This is a genomic window from Paenibacillus rhizosphaerae (assembly GCF_014192015.1).
Classification (GTDB): Bacteria; Bacillota; Bacilli; order Paenibacillales; family Paenibacillaceae; genus Paenibacillus_AQ; species Paenibacillus_AQ rhizosphaerae.
In genome coordinates this window covers 847,721-864,910 of record NZ_JACHXJ010000002.1, presented here as the reverse complement: position 1 = coordinate 864,910, position 17,190 = coordinate 847,721, and the positions used below count along the sequence as shown (strand labels likewise).

General features: G+C 52.2%; 16 protein-coding genes. 2 read left to right on the top strand and 14 right to left on the bottom strand.

Going from position 1 to position 17,190, the window contains the following annotated elements; all coding sequences use genetic code 11:
- Positions 1 to 128 precede the first annotated feature (128 nt).
- Both FHS19_RS12610 and FHS19_RS12605 read left to right on the top strand, forming a co-directional pair.
- The gene (locus FHS19_RS12610) at positions 129 to 770 is read left to right on the top strand and encodes a thiamine diphosphokinase (protein WP_183582156.1); all 642 of its coding nucleotides are present in this window, start codon (positions 129 to 131) and stop codon (positions 768 to 770) included.
- Between the two features lie 276 nt (positions 771 to 1,046).
- Positions 1,047 to 1,565 carry a C40 family peptidase gene (locus FHS19_RS12605; RefSeq protein ID WP_183582155.1) on the top strand — a complete coding sequence of 173 codons (519 nt, stop codon included), beginning with the start codon at positions 1,047 to 1,049 and terminating at the stop codon, positions 1,563 to 1,565.
- Positions 1,566 to 1,607: 42 nt separating this feature from the next.
- Here the strand turns inward: FHS19_RS12605 and FHS19_RS12600 are convergent, their stop codons facing one another.
- From FHS19_RS12600 to FHS19_RS12535, 14 genes are all read right to left on the bottom strand, one after another.
- Positions 1,608 to 2,297: a response regulator transcription factor gene (locus FHS19_RS12600; protein ID WP_183582154.1), complete on the bottom strand. Its 690-nt coding sequence runs from the start codon at positions 2,295 to 2,297 to the stop codon at positions 1,608 to 1,610.
- Between the two features lie 147 nt (positions 2,298 to 2,444).
- Positions 2,445 to 3,476, bottom strand: a complete 1,032-nt coding sequence (locus FHS19_RS12595; protein WP_183582153.1) for a thiazole biosynthesis adenylyltransferase ThiF — start codon at positions 3,474 to 3,476, stop codon at positions 2,445 to 2,447.
- A gap of 103 nt (positions 3,477 to 3,579) precedes the next feature.
- Entirely contained in the window at positions 3,580 to 5,133 is a 1,554-nt protein-coding gene (locus FHS19_RS12590; RefSeq protein ID WP_183582152.1) for an ABC-F family ATP-binding cassette domain-containing protein, read from the bottom strand.
- Between the two features lie 147 nt (positions 5,134 to 5,280).
- Positions 5,281 to 6,273, bottom strand: coding sequence for a hypothetical protein (locus FHS19_RS12585; protein WP_183582151.1), 993 nt, complete (start codon positions 6,271 to 6,273; stop codon positions 5,281 to 5,283).
- Positions 6,260 to 6,814, bottom strand: a complete 555-nt coding sequence (locus FHS19_RS12580; RefSeq protein WP_183582150.1) for a hypothetical protein — start codon at positions 6,812 to 6,814, stop codon at positions 6,260 to 6,262. Before FHS19_RS12580 ends, FHS19_RS12585 begins: the two co-directional genes overlap by 14 nt.
- The gene (locus FHS19_RS12575; RefSeq protein WP_183582149.1) at positions 6,807 to 7,220 is read right to left on the bottom strand and encodes a hypothetical protein; all 414 of its coding nucleotides are present in this window, start codon (positions 7,218 to 7,220) and stop codon (positions 6,807 to 6,809) included. The genes FHS19_RS12580 and FHS19_RS12575 overlap by 8 nt, the downstream gene beginning before the upstream one ends.
- A gap of 29 nt (positions 7,221 to 7,249) precedes the next feature.
- Positions 7,250 to 7,732, bottom strand: coding sequence for an ABC transporter permease (locus tag FHS19_RS12570; protein WP_183582148.1), 483 nt, complete (start codon positions 7,730 to 7,732; stop codon positions 7,250 to 7,252).
- A 14-nt stretch (positions 7,733 to 7,746) separates the two neighbouring features.
- A complete protein-coding gene (locus tag FHS19_RS12565; protein ID WP_183582147.1) occupies positions 7,747 to 9,828 on the bottom strand; it encodes a hypothetical protein in 2,082 nt (693 codons plus the stop codon).
- The gene (locus FHS19_RS12560) at positions 9,818 to 11,725 is read right to left on the bottom strand and encodes an ATPase, T2SS/T4P/T4SS family (RefSeq protein ID WP_183582146.1); all 1,908 of its coding nucleotides are present in this window, start codon (positions 11,723 to 11,725) and stop codon (positions 9,818 to 9,820) included. Before FHS19_RS12560 ends, FHS19_RS12565 begins: the two co-directional genes overlap by 11 nt.
- Positions 11,726 to 12,571 (bottom strand): P-loop NTPase family protein, encoded by an 846-nt coding sequence (locus FHS19_RS12555; protein ID WP_183582145.1) that lies wholly within the window; start codon positions 12,569 to 12,571, stop codon positions 11,726 to 11,728.
- A complete protein-coding gene (locus FHS19_RS12550) occupies positions 12,568 to 13,281 on the bottom strand; it encodes a hypothetical protein (RefSeq protein WP_183582144.1) in 714 nt (237 codons plus the stop codon). The genes FHS19_RS12555 and FHS19_RS12550 overlap by 4 nt, the downstream gene beginning before the upstream one ends.
- 84 nt (positions 13,282 to 13,365) lie before the next feature.
- Complete coding sequence (locus FHS19_RS12545) at positions 13,366 to 14,394, bottom strand: SAF domain-containing protein (protein WP_183582143.1); 1,029 nt, start codon at positions 14,392 to 14,394, stop codon at positions 13,366 to 13,368.
- A 34-nt stretch (positions 14,395 to 14,428) separates the two neighbouring features.
- A complete protein-coding gene (locus FHS19_RS12540) occupies positions 14,429 to 15,913 on the bottom strand; it encodes a serine/threonine-protein kinase (RefSeq protein ID WP_183582935.1) in 1,485 nt (494 codons plus the stop codon).
- Positions 15,914 to 16,128: 215 nt separating this feature from the next.
- Entirely contained in the window at positions 16,129 to 17,181 is a 1,053-nt protein-coding gene (locus FHS19_RS12535) for a 23S rRNA (cytidine(2498)-2'-O)-methyltransferase RlmM (RefSeq protein ID WP_183582934.1), read from the bottom strand.
- Positions 17,182 to 17,190 lie beyond the last annotated feature (9 nt).

Genomic DNA, 17,190 nt, shown 5'->3' with positions numbered 1-17,190 from the left:
CCGCTGCCGGCCGAATTGTGCAACCATCTATTCTGATTTATACTAGAATAACTTCCAAGCCCGTTCGGTAAAAAGCGATTTAAAGGGCTTGCCAAGAGCCGTCAATGCGACAATCGGAGGTAAATAGGATGGAACAGAAACGGGTATTGATCTTTTCCGGAGGCGATCTGTACAAGCAATACTTGAAAGAAATCAGGCCTTCCGACTTTTTGATCGGTGCCGACCGGGGAGCGTTATTTCTAATAGAAAACAAATATAAGCCTGACCTGGCGGTAGGCGATTTTGACTCTATATCTCCGGACGATCTGCAGAAGGTTAGAAGCGTCAGCAAGCAGCTCATCGATTGCGATCCCATCGACAAGGATTTGACCGATACCGAGCTAGCTCTGGACCTGGCCATCAAAGAACAGCCGGATTTCATACTGCTGATGGGGGTGACAGGTTCAAGACTCGATCACACGTTATCCAATATTCAGATGATGAACCGGGTATTGCAGCACCACATCTCCTGCGCCCTGCTGGACCGCAACAATTATATGACACTCACCGGCTCCTCCATCGAGGTGCAGGACAGAGGGTACAAGTATGTTTCCCTGCTGCCCATGACCCCCGAAGTGACCGGAATTACGTTAACAGGATTTCAGTACCCCCTGGATAACGCTACGCTTAAAATAGGTGAATCCCTCGGCATCAGCAACCAATTAACCGGTTCCCAAGGCACAATTTCCGTGGAAGGCGGACTCCTGCTGGTCATCCAAAGCAATGATTAAGAGCCGTTTCTTTTGTTTGACAACAATTTTGTAACCGAAATGAAATATTACAAAAAACAATGAAAACCCTTGATATATCAAGGGTTTTTTAATTTTCTTAAAGGATGAGAATATGTATTTCTTAATTTTTTGTAACTTTTAATCGTTTTTTAATAAAAGCCCATTTCTCTTACAGCCTCAACGTTTTGTTACACCTCATCCAGAATTTAGGGTGTTACAAAGCTGTTATACTCGGAGACGAGCTTGAGAGAAAACGAAATTTGGAGGTAATACAACATGAACAAACAACTGATCCAAAAAGTAGTAACCGTAGGGTTATGTGCATCTATAGGTTTTGGTGGAATGATCGCAACGAGCGCACAGGTAACGGAAGCCTCTGCCGCTGATACTCAAGTTGCAACGACATCGACAACGACTGGACAAAAAGTCGTAAATTACGGAAAACAATATATGGGTACTCCTTACAAGTTCGGCGCTTCGACCAGCACAACAAGAAATTTTGACTGCTCTTCTTTTATGAAACATATTTTTAAAAAGTACGGCGTAAACTTGCCGCGTACATCCGCAGCGCAATCCAAAGTCGGAAAAGCCGTATCGAAAGCAAACCTGAAGCCCGGAGATCTTGTGTTCTTCTCCAGCGGCAGCAGAGCCAATGGCCATAACGTAACTCACGTGGCAGTGTATGCCGGCAACGGTAAAATTCTGCACACGTACGGTTCTCCCGGCGTAACGCTCTCCAATCTGAACTCCGGCAACTGGAAGAAAACATACCTGAAAGCACGCCGCGTGCTGTAGGTTATAAAAGCAATCACCTGGAAGGCTGGTAGTCCTGTAGGACTATTGGCCTTCTTTTATTATATAACCCACTCCGCGTACGGTGTGAATCAGTTTTGGCTTAAATCCACGGTCAACCTTTTTCCTCAAATGCCGAATATATACATCCACGACATTGGTCACCATATGAAATTCGAATTCCCATACATACTTCAAGATGTCCTCACGGCTGCACACTTGATTGACGTGCCTGGCCAGATACAGCAGCAGGTCATATTCTTTGGCGGTCAGTTCAATAGGCGTTCCGCCGCGCGTTACCGTCCGGCTCTTGGGGTCGATGTCCAGGTCGGCAATCGTGACCGTCTGTCCGTACTGCTCCTCGATCAGCCCGAACAGCGACAGCAAATTGTGGATTCGGGCCAGCAGTTCCTCGGTATCGGCAGGCATTTTCAGCACGTCGTTTGCGCCAGCACGGAAAAGCCTAGCAGCAGGCACGTCCATATCGGCCGGCGTCAGAACGACGGCAGGGAACCGCCGGCCCTTCTGCTCCCGCTGGACGGTGCGAATGAGCCGGGTTAAAGGCACAGAGGAATCGGTCAAATCCATAAGCAGCAGGTCGACCGGATGGCTGCGAGCGAATTGAGCAGCTTCTTCTTCGTCCCCGGCAATATATATTTCGAAACGTTCTTCCAGCAGAGCGTCAACGACGTCACTGTCCCTCGCCATTCCTATAGCCAGGATGCTTTCGTGCATGTCAGCCCACCGACTTTTTTAGTATTGATGACGTGCGGTCAGTACCGCTTGCTCCGGCGAGCACGCCGACTGTTTCCCATTAGGGTGACCACAAAATGAAAAACCATTCCGCAGTACGGAATGGTCTGAATTTGAAAATGATACCTTTTACCCAAAATACCGATGGTACAACGACCTGGCCTCGGGAATATCCTTGGTGCCGTGCACAAGCACTCTCCCGTCAGCAAAGATGACCATCCGCTTGGATTCCAATTGAAACGAGACCAGAAAAGGATTGGCGTCGACGATGCCCTCCCCGAGCTTGGCCAGCCGGTCGGCCGTTTCCGCCAAATCGAGGGACCGCTTGCTTCCGGGACGGATTTGGACGGTATCGCGCCCGCAGAGCACGTCGGTTTTCTCCAGATTCGACGCCGAAAGGTAGGGGTAAGTCCGCCGATGTCCGCAGGTCGGGCAGTCCTCCATTTTCGCATGGTCTACACCGATCGTGATCCACTCATTGCGCCACAGGTCAAAGGAGACCAGTTTGTTCGACAGCGCCTCGGCATGCCCGCTTAATAGCTTCATGGCCTCCGTGGTCTGGTGGGCCGTAACCATCTGCACGGCCTGCGGAATAATGCCGGCTGTATCACAGGTGTCTCCACCGAGCGGAACCGTGCCCAGCAGGCAGTTTAGGCAGGGCGTCTTGCCGGGAACAATGGTGTAGGTGATCCCATAGCTGCCGACGCAGCCACCATATATCCAGGGAAGGTCATGCTTGTGGGCGAGATCGTTGATCAGAAGGCGGGTATCGAAATTATCGGTACCGTCCATGATCAGGTCGACTCCGCGGACCAGCTCCTCCAGCTCATCGACGCGCACGTCCACAATGTGGCTGTCGATGACAATTTCCGAATTAATCGCCTCCAAGCGCTGCTTGGCCGCTACCGCCTTCGGCAGCCGCTGCCGGGCGTCTTCCTCAGAAAACAGCTGCTGCCGCTGGAGATTGCTCCATTCCACATAGTCCCTATCGGCGATCGTGAGATGCCCCACTCCGGAACGTGCCAGCGTCTCGGCGATCGAAGTGCCGAGCGCCCCCGCGCCGATAATCAGGACGTGGCTGCCCGCCAGCCTCTGCTGGCCTTCCCTGCCCAGGGGGGCAAACCGCTCTTGCCGGGAGTAACGGTCTCCTGTATGTTGCATCGCTCATCGTTCCTTTCATAAAAAGCCGCAATCCCGAAGGAAAGCGGCTATCCTATGTTTTTGGTTATTGTTACGCTTCGAGTGCCCAATATTTACAAGGCGGTTACGCCCGCTGAGCGGACCACTCTTCCACGTTCCAAATTTTGGTGACCCAATCCTCGTAAAAATCCGGTTCGTGGGAAACGAGCAGCACCGTCCCTTTAAACTCCTGAAGGGCGCGCTTCAGCTCGGCTTTGGCCACGACATCGAGGTGGTTTGTCGGCTCGTCAAACAAGATCCAGTTCGCTTCGCGCATCATCAGCTTACACAGCCGCACCTTTGCTTGCTCACCACCACTGAGCATATTAAGCGGACGCGTAATGTGCTCGTTCTTCAGACCGCAGCGGGCCAAGTGCGCACGCACTTCGTGCTGGTTCAAAGACGAGAACTCATTCCATACGTCGTCAATCGGCGTGATATTGCCGGGGCGAACCTCCTGCTCAAAGTAGGCAGGATACAGGAAATCGCCGAGGTACGTTTTGCCGCTGATCGGCGGGATTTTACCCATAATGGTCTTCAGGAGCGTCGATTTGCCGACGCCGTTGCAGCCGACGATAGCGATCTTCTCCCCGCGTTCGATCGTCATGCTCATTTTGGGCAGCAGGGCGTGGCTATAACCGATCTCGAAGTCGATTCCTTCAAACACCGTCTTGCCGCTGGCCCGTGCTTCTTTAAAGTTAAACACCGGCTTGGCCGCTTCTTCCGGACGATCGATCCGCTCGATGCGCTCCAGCTGCTTTTCCCGGCTCTTCGCCCGGCCGGAGGTCGAATAACGCGCCTTATTCCGCTGGATAAAGTCTTCCTGCTTTTTGATAAACTCCTGCTGCTTCTCATAGGCGTCGATATGCTGATTCTTCGAAATATCCGCCATCTCCAAAAACTTCTCGTAATTGGCCGAATACCGGGTCAGTTTAGCGAATTCCAGATGGTAAATCACATCGACGACCGGGTTCATAAATTCCGTATCATGGGAGATCAAGATAAAGGCATGCGGATAATCTTTCAGATACTGGGTCAGCCACTCGATATGCTCCACGTCCAAATAGTTGGTAGGCTCGTCGAGAAGAAGAACGTTCGGCTTCTCAAGCAGGAGCTTGGCCAGCAGCACCTTGGTACGCTGACCACCGCTGAGGGCGGCCACGTCCCGGTCCAGCCCGATGGCATTGAGGCCAAGACCGTTGGCCATCTCTTCCACTTTGACGTCAAGCATGTAGAAATCGCCGATATCCAGCTGTTCCTGAATATCGCCCATCTGCTCGAGCAGCAGCTCCAGCTCCTCGGGAGACGCATCGGCCATCTTCTCGGTGATCTCCATCATCTCTTTTTCCAGTTCCAGCAGCGGCAGGAAGGCATCCTTAAGCACATCGCGGATCGTTTTGCCCGGCGTCAGCTTCGTGTGCTGGTCCAAATAGCCATAGCGGACCTTCGGCGTCCATTCCACCTTGCCGCTGTCCTTCAGCAGCTGTCCCGTCAAAATATTCATCAAGGTTGACTTTCCGACACCGTTGGCACCGACTAAACCTACATGCTCGCCGGCCAGGAGGCGGAAGGATACGTTTTTAAACAACGTGCGTTCCCCGAAATTGTGGGAGACGTTTTCGACTGTCAATAAGCTCATAGCTGCTTTTTGCGCTCCTATCTATGATAAAAATTCAATTTTAGTATCCAGTCATTGAAATGACATTCAAGTCATCATTTTATCATAAGAAGGAGCCGGCCGTAAAACAGAAATCCACGAAATCCACGTTTCTTATTGACGAAATCATTACGGCTCGATTGCACGCGAGCATGATTTCTCGAAGTAGCCGTTTGCAGCCGCTTCTTTGGCGCTCGTGAAAGTCTCCACAATGTCCAAATCATCGGTACAGTCACCCCTGGAATAATAACGGATACCTGTTCGACGGTCTACCCCCGCCTTGATAACGGTAGACTTGACCAATCTTCCGCTGCCCAAGGCGTAATTATTCAGAGCTTGCTCGCCGATAGGGATGCCTTGGATAAACGCGATAATGCCGATATCATCGATCGAGTTATTCCACTCCTCCCGCGAAATGAGCGGAAGCGTAAATACGTACGATACTCCGTTTCGGGCAGCTATTTCATTATGCCTATTAATGACGTTGGCGAGGTCGTCCTCAATCGCCTGTACGATGGTCGTTTTTCTTACCTGCTCATACTTTTCCCCATCTTGCATTAATGGAATGGTCGAAGTCGGTCCAATTTCCCTTTGGAGCCCCCTGACCCATGTTCCCGTGCCGGCATGATAAGCCTCCACGACATTATCGAGTGTAAAATGGATCAGATTGCCTGCCCGATCGCTGTAACTGTACGGCTTTTTCGGATGCCAGAGATGCTTGGCGAGCGCCACGCCGTCCGCCCCCTTATATTCCTCCTCCGAATACACCCAGTATCCGTCATAGTCGACCACAACAATGGCCGGAATGTAACTGTTCAGCGCCTGCTGAGCAGCTGCATCGTCTTCGATTCCCAAATTGGCGTACAGAGTACGGTATAACGTTTCGAGGGCCAGCTCCTTATCTGCTTTGAAAAATTTCGCCGAACCGTAGCCCGACTCAAACTCCTGCCGCTCATTGACGTTCAGCATGCTCCCCGCGTCTTGCACGGCTGTTCTCAAGGCTGCAGCGTACTTCAGCTCGGTAAAATGAACATTCCGCTGATCCTGAACATGGTAACCGACGATCAAAAAGACCGGAAAGAATATGACGACGAATACGAGGCAAAAATCAGTAATCTTCATTGATTACCATGCCTCCATACAGAAAAGCGATCACTGCGGTCTCTCCTGTCAAAGCCCCTGTAATGAAATCGAGCATAACCGTTCCCGGCGTCCTATTCACGTTTTTGACCGTTACTTTAAAAAAGTCGCCGGCCGTAAGCTTATAGATCCGGGATACGTCGTCATTAGGAAGAGCGTTTTCCGGAAATATACGATCCATAATATCAGAGGTATAACTCCCCTCATAAACAGTGCTGAACGTGTTTTGAAACGTACCCGGGTTCGCCGCATCGGTATATTCCGGATGATATTTCTTGTGAAGATGTTCCATCTGAACGTCGAACTCGTTTCCCGTCGCCTGCATTTCTTTAAGAAATTGCCGATACATCACCGGACTGATATAGCCCTTGTTCCTTACGGCATCCACGAACTGCGTCACCGCATTATAGACGACGATGCGGGACAGGTCGTCCTGCCGCTGCGAAGCTTCCGCCGCCGGATAAATATACATGACGACCACGGTCAGCAGTACGGCCGCAAACTTCGAGATCGCGTTACTCATGGCTGGTTTGCTCCTTACTATCCGATTTCGCGAAGTTGATGCCGATCAGTTCGCCCGAGACGCTCCACTCATATACGATGGAATACACCGCGCCGGTATCGATCATAGAGAAATCAAACCCATCTTCCCATGGACCTCCTGTTACATTTGCACCGTCTACCGAAATCCGGACATCCGGATCGTTAAGCCCCATCATGCTGAACACCACTTGAGAGCCGCTCACCCAATCCTGATGCGATGATTCCAAAGCGGGCTGTACGCTCCTCAGCTGTCCTTGGGCGACATGCCCTGCTTCCTTCACGGCTCGGTTTAGTTCTCCTGTCAGGCCAAGAGCGAAGATGCAAGCGCTGATGAACAAAATGAAGGCTATGCTGACGGAAATCATGCTTTCTGCATGCTGATTCATGATATAAGCTTCTCCTCCACCGGCCTTGCCTATTGTTCAAATATTAGTCCCCGTACCACATTGGAGCTGTCCTTCACGATGCTTGCCTTAAACTTTCCGCTCGGATTGACATACTCGTTGCTGGACTCGTTGGCGGTTTCCGTCAAGTTTCCTACACGCTGCGCCGTATTGATCACCGAACCGTAATTGTCACTCGCTATATCGGCGCTGATGTTGAGCTGATTACCGTACCACTGGCCCTGCCTGTTTTTGCCCGTTTTCACCAGAATGCCGAACTGGTCCTTATCCTTGAACTTTCGCAGTGCATTCGTCACCTGGGAACCGCTGATGCTCGTTCCGTCATAGACCGTAAACGAAGCCTGGGACAGCTCGGTCTGGATGTCCGAAAAATTGTTCTGCGCGGTTTTTGTGGCTTCCTGCGCCGATATAAACAGAATGACGACAATCGTAATGAGGGCGATCGTCAGAAAAATGCCTGCGGCTACTTTTAATGCACTGGACGCGTTGTTCATAGGTTTACATCTCCTTATATTTTTTGGATTTGCTCATAATAGATGTTCATCTGCATGAAGCTCATGGCAATCAGCGGGATGACCAAATAGATGAAAATTAAGGAGTACATAGGCGCAAAGCCGATCAGCCTGCCAAGACCCGCTTTGGTATCAATGATTCGTTCATAATCTTGTTTTCGCTGTTCAAAGTAAAAGGACATCTCACCTTCCAAGTCGTCGAAGGCCTGGCTGATCGGTATTTTCTCCACGGAAAGCAGCAGCTTGTCCACGATTCTTTGAAACTCGGCGAACCGCACTTCCTCCTTCAATTGCTGGAGAGCCATTTCCGCTCCGTGGTCATAATGGACGAGGCACTTTTGAATCGGAATTTTGAAGATGACGGCAAAACGGTCCATCCACTCCAAAATTTCCTCCACCGAGATCCGGTCCATCTCCCTTAGCATCGAAATGACGGTATGGTACTGATAGACTTCATGCCGCATGTCCATATAGCGGAGCTTCCTCTGGAACAGAAGCAGCAAGAAAGGCCATTCGTAACCAAACATGCCAGCGAAGAGGCACATCAGCAGCTCCCACCATTTAAAATATTCGTTGTGATAAGCCTGAAGCTTGCCCAGGATCCGGTTGGCCGAGTCCACCAGCTGGTCTTTGCCGAGACCTTTGCTTTCCGTCTGCTGCAGCTGTGCGGCAATCTCCGCATATGTCGCATCCGGTGACATGTTCACCCTTCTCATAACCTCCCGGTCGCGGCTGTTGAGACGTTTGCCTTCCTCCTGCTGGGCGATAGTTGTCTGCCCGAAGAAGCTGTCCTGAATCACCGGATCGTGAAGAATGTGATGCCTGGACATCTGATGCAGGTACAATGTCATCGTCAGCGTAACCGTAATCGCAATCAGACTGTAGACGACCCGCCGGATGTAAAACCATTCATAAGTCAGCTCCGTACCGGTTTCCTTCATCAAACGGACTACTTTGGAATAGGCAGCGGTTCCCGGGTGGGGGGCGGCCCATGCGGCCACCATCCGGAATAACGGAATACGGAAGATTACTTCCTCCCATGAACGGCTGTTTCTGCCCGCCCGGTATGTAGTTTCATCATTCTGCTGAAGCTTTTGCAGCAAAACAAACGACAGGATGATCACGATATAAATGAGAATTTTGGCCGCATACCCCAGCTTGCTCATATAAAACTCATCCATCGCCGGAAAGCTGCTTCTGGCCCAACGCTCGATCGGCTTCGTAAAAAACAGAGGAACAAGCGCGATCACGTTGAGGCCTTTTAATAAATAATCGAGCTTGCTTCGCCGCAAAATTTCCAGATGGATTTCCTTCGTCAGCCCGCTAAGTCCCTGCAAATAGATGGAGCCCTGCTCCTTTACCTTGTCGCCAAACTCCATGATCATGAATGAAATGCCGGCAAAAGCTTTTAGAAAACGATTAGGTGCAGCTTCATAGTACTTTTCCAATTCTTCGGAAGGGTTGTTGCTGATCAGCGCTTCGGCAATTTTCCGGGTATGAAGGCCTGCTACGTCATCTGCCGATTCCGCCGCCTCCTGAAGCGCTTCATCCACCATCCCATGCTGGTGATACCGATGGCGGATGTCCGATAACACATCGAGCATTTGGTCGAGCAGCCGCCTCTCCAACCGGTTAACCACCGTGTCGATCAACAGGCTGTTGATCACCACCGCAGTAAGCAGAACCAGCAGAAGGAAGCTTAAGCTGGGGTTCAGCAAAAACAGCACCGCAATCGAGATCCCCAGCGTTCCCAGTATGAAAAGCGCAACCTTCATAACCTCATGACGAAGATAAAATTCCTCATACGCGTGGACGCCGCTTATCCGTTTTCTTATTTTTCGGACATAAGCCGAGAGAAGCGGAACAGAACAACTTACGACATAAGCGGTTTGAAGAAACTGCTGCCATCGTTTGCGCAGCATAAATTCATCTTTTAGCCCCCCAGGCCCAGGTTCACTCAGCGGCTCCAGCCGGTTTCGCTGCGACCTGTTATTCAGCCACCTCATGACGGCATAGAACACCGCAAACAACGCCAGAGAGATAATCAGGATCAGGAACAGCAGCCGCTTAACCCCCATATCCAGTCCCCCAATTCGTCTGAGCAAATTCCTTGAACATGAGTGCATCCTCCACACTCATCTGCTCGGCCATTTCCTTGAAGTTCCTCTCCGAAATGGGCACTGCGGCCACGTATCCTCCATCGCGAAATTCGATGATGTTCCGGGAGGAAAAGGAGCTGTGGTCATGAACGCGGCGGTAATATTCCGCCTGCAGTTCCATGAACTGGCCAAGCATCCGCTTGACGCTCCCTTTGGTTCCACCATCAATCATGCCCAGCGGCTTCTCCTCCCTGGGAACGCATTCGGTAATCCGTTCAATGTACCGTTTGCCGGCAGCATCCCGTTTCAAATGAATGTCAAAGTTGATGACTTGAACCACCTGCTGTTCAGCAACAGCTTCATGGTGAAACACGCCGCTCTTCAGTAGGGAATTTCGCAGGGAGAAGATTAAATCGCGGAACGTCTTGGCGTGATGCGTAAATACGGTAAACAAGCTGGCGACCTGGGACATTTGGATCATCCAGGAGGAGACCCCGTCGCTGGCCACCTCGCCCAAAATATTGACCGTGCCGTCCGTCTTTTTTTGAAGGTCTAGTCCTTCCTGACCGGTTATGCGCTCCGTCTCCCGGAACGATAAAATGTTCCTGCGGCTGTAGATCTTCCGAAGGTGGAGCTCGAACGCCATTTCCTGCACCCGCAGCGTATACGTCGGATAGATATGTTCAATCATCGCCATCAGCAGCGTCGTCTTACCCGAGCCCTGGGCTCCGGTGATGGCCGTAATTCGGCTCCCCTTCATGAGATAGCGCAGCATTTGGATCGGAAGCTGTGCGTTGTCCCCGGTAACCAGCTGATCCAGCGTCGCACTGCGGATGTCAAACTTGCGGACGAAAAAGGCCCATGACTCCGAAAACGGCGGCCTAACCACCACGACGCGCGATCCGTCTTTCATTTCGTTTACTTTGTAGCCGTTTGCTTCCGACAGCTGGCCGGGGTGATTATATTTATATATGTTCTGGCAGACACGCTTCAGTTCAAGCTCTGTCCCGAAGGAAAGGCACGCCATATGAATCGATTTGCCCCTGAAAAATATCCATACGCTTTCGGTCATCTTGGCCTTACGATCCGGCTCATCCGAAGCTTGCAGCATCCAAAGCTGGTCCAGACCGTAGGAGGCCGCGAATGACTCGTCAGCTAAAATGCCGCTCACTCCGCCGCTGACGCCGTCAATCCGCTGATCCCTGAGCTCATCGATGACCGAAAACCCTTTAAACTGCTGGTAAATACGCTGCACGACAATCTCCAGTTTCTCCAAAAACGTCAGGCTTCGGGATTCGTTGGCATACATTTGTTCCACATCGCTGGCGGTTACAGCGTAAACCGGCTCATCTCCATAACCAGGAAGCACGCGCAGGTCGGCTAGACCATGCAGTTCGAGCATCATCGACAGGGCGTCCTGACCATACTGCAGCTTGTATAAATAAAAGATGATTTCGAATTGATCCTGTACGGTCAAAAGCCGCGGGTCCGCAAACGGAATCGCCTGGTCTATGTTGCCCTCCGTCAAGCCATAACTTTTGACCAGCAAATCGGCCATAAACTGCTTCACGTATTGCTTTTCATGAACGTCTCCGGATATGCAGTTCTTAAGCGCTTTGCGCAGCTCGCTGCGCTGATTCAGCCTGCGCTTGTATTCTTCTTCATGCAAGCCCAGGTCGGTTAGTTGATTGTGGGTCAGCTCATGAAGGGTCTGTTTGACGAAGGATGTCATTGCTTCGATCGTAAATTCAACACCGGCTGTCCCGGATACAGGGGGCTGTTTGCGCAGGTCAAGCCACCTTAAGTGAATGAAAAGAGCTGCAAATAATAGAATGATTGCCATGAACAAAATATTGAACAGCGGACCGGAAAACATTCAAGCTCCCCTTCCCACCATCTTCAAAGCGGGTATTTCGAGCATATTCATCAGGTCTTTGGCTAGCTGTCTTATGCTGCCGTAGAATTGCGCCGAGGGATGCCGCTCGTTTAGACTGCGGCTGCGCTGCATATAGTTCATCACGCCATGCATGTTCCATGCATCCATGAAATCCGTATTGTAAGGCACACCGTGAAGAATACCCTTATACCCGAATCTACGTTTGATGTTGTGAAGCGTGCAGTGGGATTCTTTATCGTAGCGCCCAAGGACAAGGATAACCGGCTTATCCTTTAACTGGTCGGGATAGTGTCTCCCGCTGAAAAAGTGTTCCAGTCCCTGAATGCTCTGCGTCAGGCTGACTACAATCAAATCCGCCTGCTCCAGCATCGTCCCATCCGCCGGATCCTCGGCCGCCCCTATCCCGCATCCGGCATCCAGCAGCACCAGATCATAGCATTGGTTGGCGATCGTTACGATGGACTGCACCGATTGCGCGCGATAACCCGGCAGCGTTCCTCCCCGCCGGTCGTTTCCCTGAACGAAGTCGAGACGCTCAGGCAGGACAGGGATTGTATAATCCCGGAAATTGTCCCTGATTAAACGCCGGTTAACCGCCAGCCTCTCCAGCGCGTCCATACCGTGATCGTGAAACGACACGAGGGAATGGTCGAGCACCAGCCTGCTGCTTCGGAACGCGCCTTCTACACGTTCCCCCGCCGTACCGCCGTGACCGAGAAGGACGCGCAGGCGATATTCCAAACCGAGGCAAGCCGCTGACGCCGCTGCGTGCGCCGAACTTCCGCTTCCTCCCTCTAACGGGCTCCAAAATGCTACTGTACTCATGCTTTGCTCCTTTCCGCGCTTCGTAAGGCGCGATGGATTGATTTCAGTTCCATATCTGTCAGATGTCTCATCAGCAGGCATAAATTTTTTTTATAGATTCGGCTTAAGGGTCTGATCCGCACCTTTCGGGTATGATCGTTCCGCAGCTTCAAGGCATAATCCGTCTCGACCCACGGGATGGCGACAGACGCTTCCTTCCATCGGACAGGCAGGCTGCCGAAATATCCTTCTGCGTACCCCTCGTCAAAAAATTCATCCGCTGCCCGAACATACACCTTATAGAACTCCAGCGTCTTACTCCCCAGGTGCTCACTTAGCAGGTCTTCCAACCAACCCCTTCCCCGCTCCAGAGTCCAAATCTCATAGTCGCTGACCCATACCAACGCGGCGGCGCTTTCCCAGGAATCACGGGGACAAAAGTCCGGCTGCTCCATATCAAACACGACCACGTCGTATTGCTCTATTGCTGTCCCGGCTATCGCTAGATGTTCCCGCAGTTCGAATTCATCCGCAAAACCCGAAGCGACATCAAAGCCGGAAAATTCCGTCACCGACAGCGGTTTGTCCAGCTGTCCGATATACAGCGGATATTTGCGCTTCTCGGTCGCATCCACCAGCAATACCTTTTGCCCTGCCGCACGAAGCAGCATGCACACATAGAGCAGAAGCTCACTCTTGTCGCATATTCCGGCAAAGATCCACGTCTTCACATCATCACCCCTCGACTGTCGATTTCTTCAAAAAAAGTTAACGTATCTATGGTTTGGCGTACATACAGCTGCGGATGCCCGTACCTACGGTTGCTCAGTTGAACCCCCACTCTCTTTCACCGCCTGTTCCAGCAGTTTATTCTGCTGCGGTTGATCCAACGTAAATGTATCCTCTGATTTCCCGGCCGGGGTTGAACCGTCCGGCTGGAACGTGCTTGGCGTGCTCGCGGAAGAACCAGCGGCCTCACCATACCCCGAAGAATATTCCGACGCCGAAAATAAGCCGTTCCCTGAAGCCTGTGCATCTGGGCTGGCGAGATCGCTCTCCAAAGCTGTTCGGACTGCCTCAGCCAGCGTCTGCTCCGCTTTGTTTACGATGTTAGGGTCGCTAGCAATCAGTTTCATCACGGCTTTATTAACCGGATAGGTCGGAACCGCCTTGCTCTGCATTTCCGGTTCTACGTAAGTGAGCGCATATAGTGCGGCATCATGTAAATAGGCATCCACCATGGCACTCGACAAAGACAAAATTTCCTGCTCGTTCATCTTGATCCACATCGTTGGCGAAGCGAGCTTATCAATCTTTTTCTTGGACAGCACGATATAGTCCTGACCGGAAGGAAACTGGATCCGTACGTCCACCGTATCCCCTTGCTTAAGATTCGAGGGCAGCGAGACCGCCTTCATCTCCCGGTTTCTTAAATCCGGTGCGGTCGGCTGTCCTTCATACAGCATCGCCTCGGTTAGAGGCGTGCCTTTGCCCAGTTCGATCTTGGCAGACCTTCCGGCAGCTTCGTCCTTGTTCGCGATCAGGTTGCCAGGAGCCGCCTCGAGCGGAAGCTTGATCTGAATCAGATCGCCCTGCTTGATCGTCTCTCCGGGAGCAACATCGCGGGAGAGGGTCCACCCGGAAGCCATCGACTTCTGCGACTGGAGCTGCGCCTGTTCCAAATCGGCGATTTGCCGCTGGTAGTGGCGCTTGATCGCCCCCTCCCGCTCGTTGTGCTCCATCGCGTTCCAGACCGCATAGCCTGCAAACAGCAGTCCCATCGCCGAAGCGCCTGTCAAGCCTGCATAAATCAAATGTTTCGTTCGCTGCCTTAACTTTGACATACTTCCCGATAACTCCCTCCTTCATGATCACGGTTCAGCTTAAGCCAAACCTGAACTTTCGTCTGCGCTCCGCGGCTGGCAGCAGCCCTTGGAATATCCGGACAAATGCCCGGTCCATCTCATCGCATTGGTCAAAAGGATCCACCTGAAGCGGGATGGAAAATACTTGGGACGTGCCCAGCGTACGCCGCAGCCGATGCACAGCGTCCTGCGGTGCAAGCGGAAGAAAGTACAACCATTTATGCTGCGGATGACTGGCCAATTGCTGGACCAGCCCGACTAAATCCTGGTGCTTCCACTCCGCTCCCGAACCGACAATAATGGGAATATCCGCACGCAGAAATTCCTCCAGCCGGTCATTGCCGAAATAAGCTCCCAGATCCATCACCACAAAGCTATAGCTTCCGCCAAGCAGGGTGATCACGTCCGCCCTCCCGGTTTGCCGCCAGTAATCCACGCCCTGCACCTCAAACTTGCGCTCACCCGTTTGCACGCTATCTGTCCTGCCGGCCGCGATTCTCTGAATCCGGCCGAACGCCGGCGATTGCAGATTCATCTCGACAAGGGCCACTTTGCCGTAGCTTCGGGCTAAATAATGCGCGACTGCAATCGCCGTATGGGTTGTCCCGGTGCCGCTCCCCGCCCCCATGACCGCGATCGCCAGCGTTCCCGGAAATCCCCGCTTCCTGCCCCCTTTCAGTTCCACCGGACCTGTACCCAGCATCCCGATGGAACCCAGGACCGAGCGTACCTCCTTGGCCGATTGGTACCTGTCTTCGGGTTCAAAGCTCAGCAGGCGGCGGATAATAGGGATCATGCCTTTCGGAACGTCGGGGCGGATCAGTTCCTGTACTCCTTCCTTCCATTCGCTGCATTTGCCGCCGGTGGACAAATACAGCAACAAGGCGCCTAAGCCGTACAAGTCCGACCTTGCGTCGCTTTGCCCCAATCCGTACTGCTCCGGTGCAGCGAACCCGACCGTACCGAGCTTAACGGTGTCCTGGTATTGATCCTGCTTGTAATTTCGGGCGATCCCAAAATCGATCAACCGGACTTCCAACTGGCGGGCAAGCATGATGTTGGATGGCTTCAGGTCGCGAAAAATGACTGCGGGTTCGTGCTCATGCAGATACTCCAGCACTTCCAGCAATTGATTTGCGATCCCCAAAATGGTTCCGGCCGGGAGCCGGTAATGGTTCTCCTTAAAATGCTTCTCGAGCGTGACCCCCTGAATGAAGTCCATCACCAAATAACCGAACCCTTCTTCATCCGATACGAAAAAATCGACAATCCGCGGGAGTCGGGGATGGCTCAATGAGATGAGAAGCTCAGCCTCATCCTGCAAGCCCTGAAGCAGCTCGGGCCTCGACGCCGTCTCCTTGACGGCCCATTGCTTGCCTGGCAGCTTCAAATCTGCCGCCAGGTATACCCGGCTCATGCCCCCTTCACCAATGTTCGCGATTACTTCATACCTCCCTCCAATCCTTTGTCCGGGACGCAGCCTGGAAGGATGACTCATCGTATACACGACCTTTCTGAACGACAAAAAGGGAAAGCACCCTCTGGATGACGACGTGGTCTCAACCACTGTCGTACTCCGGGATGCTTTCCCTATATTATCGTTTGGTTAATTTTGGTACTAGTATAAAATAAATTGTCGGATTGCGCAAGAAATATTTTCCAATCCAATACACGTCGACAATTCAGGTATTTGGGAACAACGTTTTAACAAGATTAATATTTAATCATATAAAGCGTGATCTCGTCCCGGTTGTGGAACAGCTGCTTGGCTCTCTGGACCTGCATCTCAGCCTGCTCAAACGAGGAGAGGACATCATCGATCAGCGCCATCGGTTTCTTATGCATCAGCTTCACCGTTACAACCGCCGTTCCTCCCGCAGCCAGGCTTGGCAGCAGCTCCTTCACGAGCTTCACCATCTGCTTCGGACTCCAGCTCATGTCACATACAAGAAGATCAAATTCCTCATCCTTGAATTGTACTTCTGAGGCATTTTTCCGGAGGATCCGCAGCGCGGGATGCCCCTGCAGCGACTCATGCATGACCGCAGGGTCCACGGCTGTAACCTGTAAACCGCGCTCCAGCAAAAAGGACGTCCAGCCTCCAGGCGCCGCACCGATATCAAGCGCCTTGTGAAAAGCGGCGAAATCGATGCCAAAGCTGTGCTCAGCTTCCAGCAGCTTGAATTTGGCCCTGGAAATCTGCCCTTCCTCACGCTGAAAACGGATTGCTCCGCCGCTCCAGTCCGACAAGTTGTCGGAGGGCCGCGAAACTCCGGCATACAGTATGCTTCCGGCAGCAAAAATGGAAATGATCCATTCCGGATCCTGCACGACAAAATCCGCCCCTAGATCGCTCAGGATCTCGGCCAGCGTTTCGCGCAGTTTGCCCGCGCTGTCCTGCCACAGACTGTCGTCTGCTTTCCGAACCTGAAGCGATACGGCTGCGCCATGAAGCTCCCTCCGGTTCCGAAGGAAAGCGCTGACCTCACGGACCGCTTGATCCATATCTTCAGCATTTTGCTCCAGCTGCACAGGCTGGATGTGACGCAAAAAGATAGGCGGGCTGCTGACAATCATGTCAACGGCCCGTCCGGCTTCTTCATTTAGCGTTAACAGGAACACTTCTCCCGACACGAGTACGCGGCTTTTCAGGCGGCCGAATTTGCGTCGCAGCTCTTCCTGGGCGTAAGGAGCGAAGCCATGGTTAGCGGTGCATATAAATCTTGAGACGGAACCTGCCGGTTCCTCGCTGTTTTCATTATTCAATAAGTTATG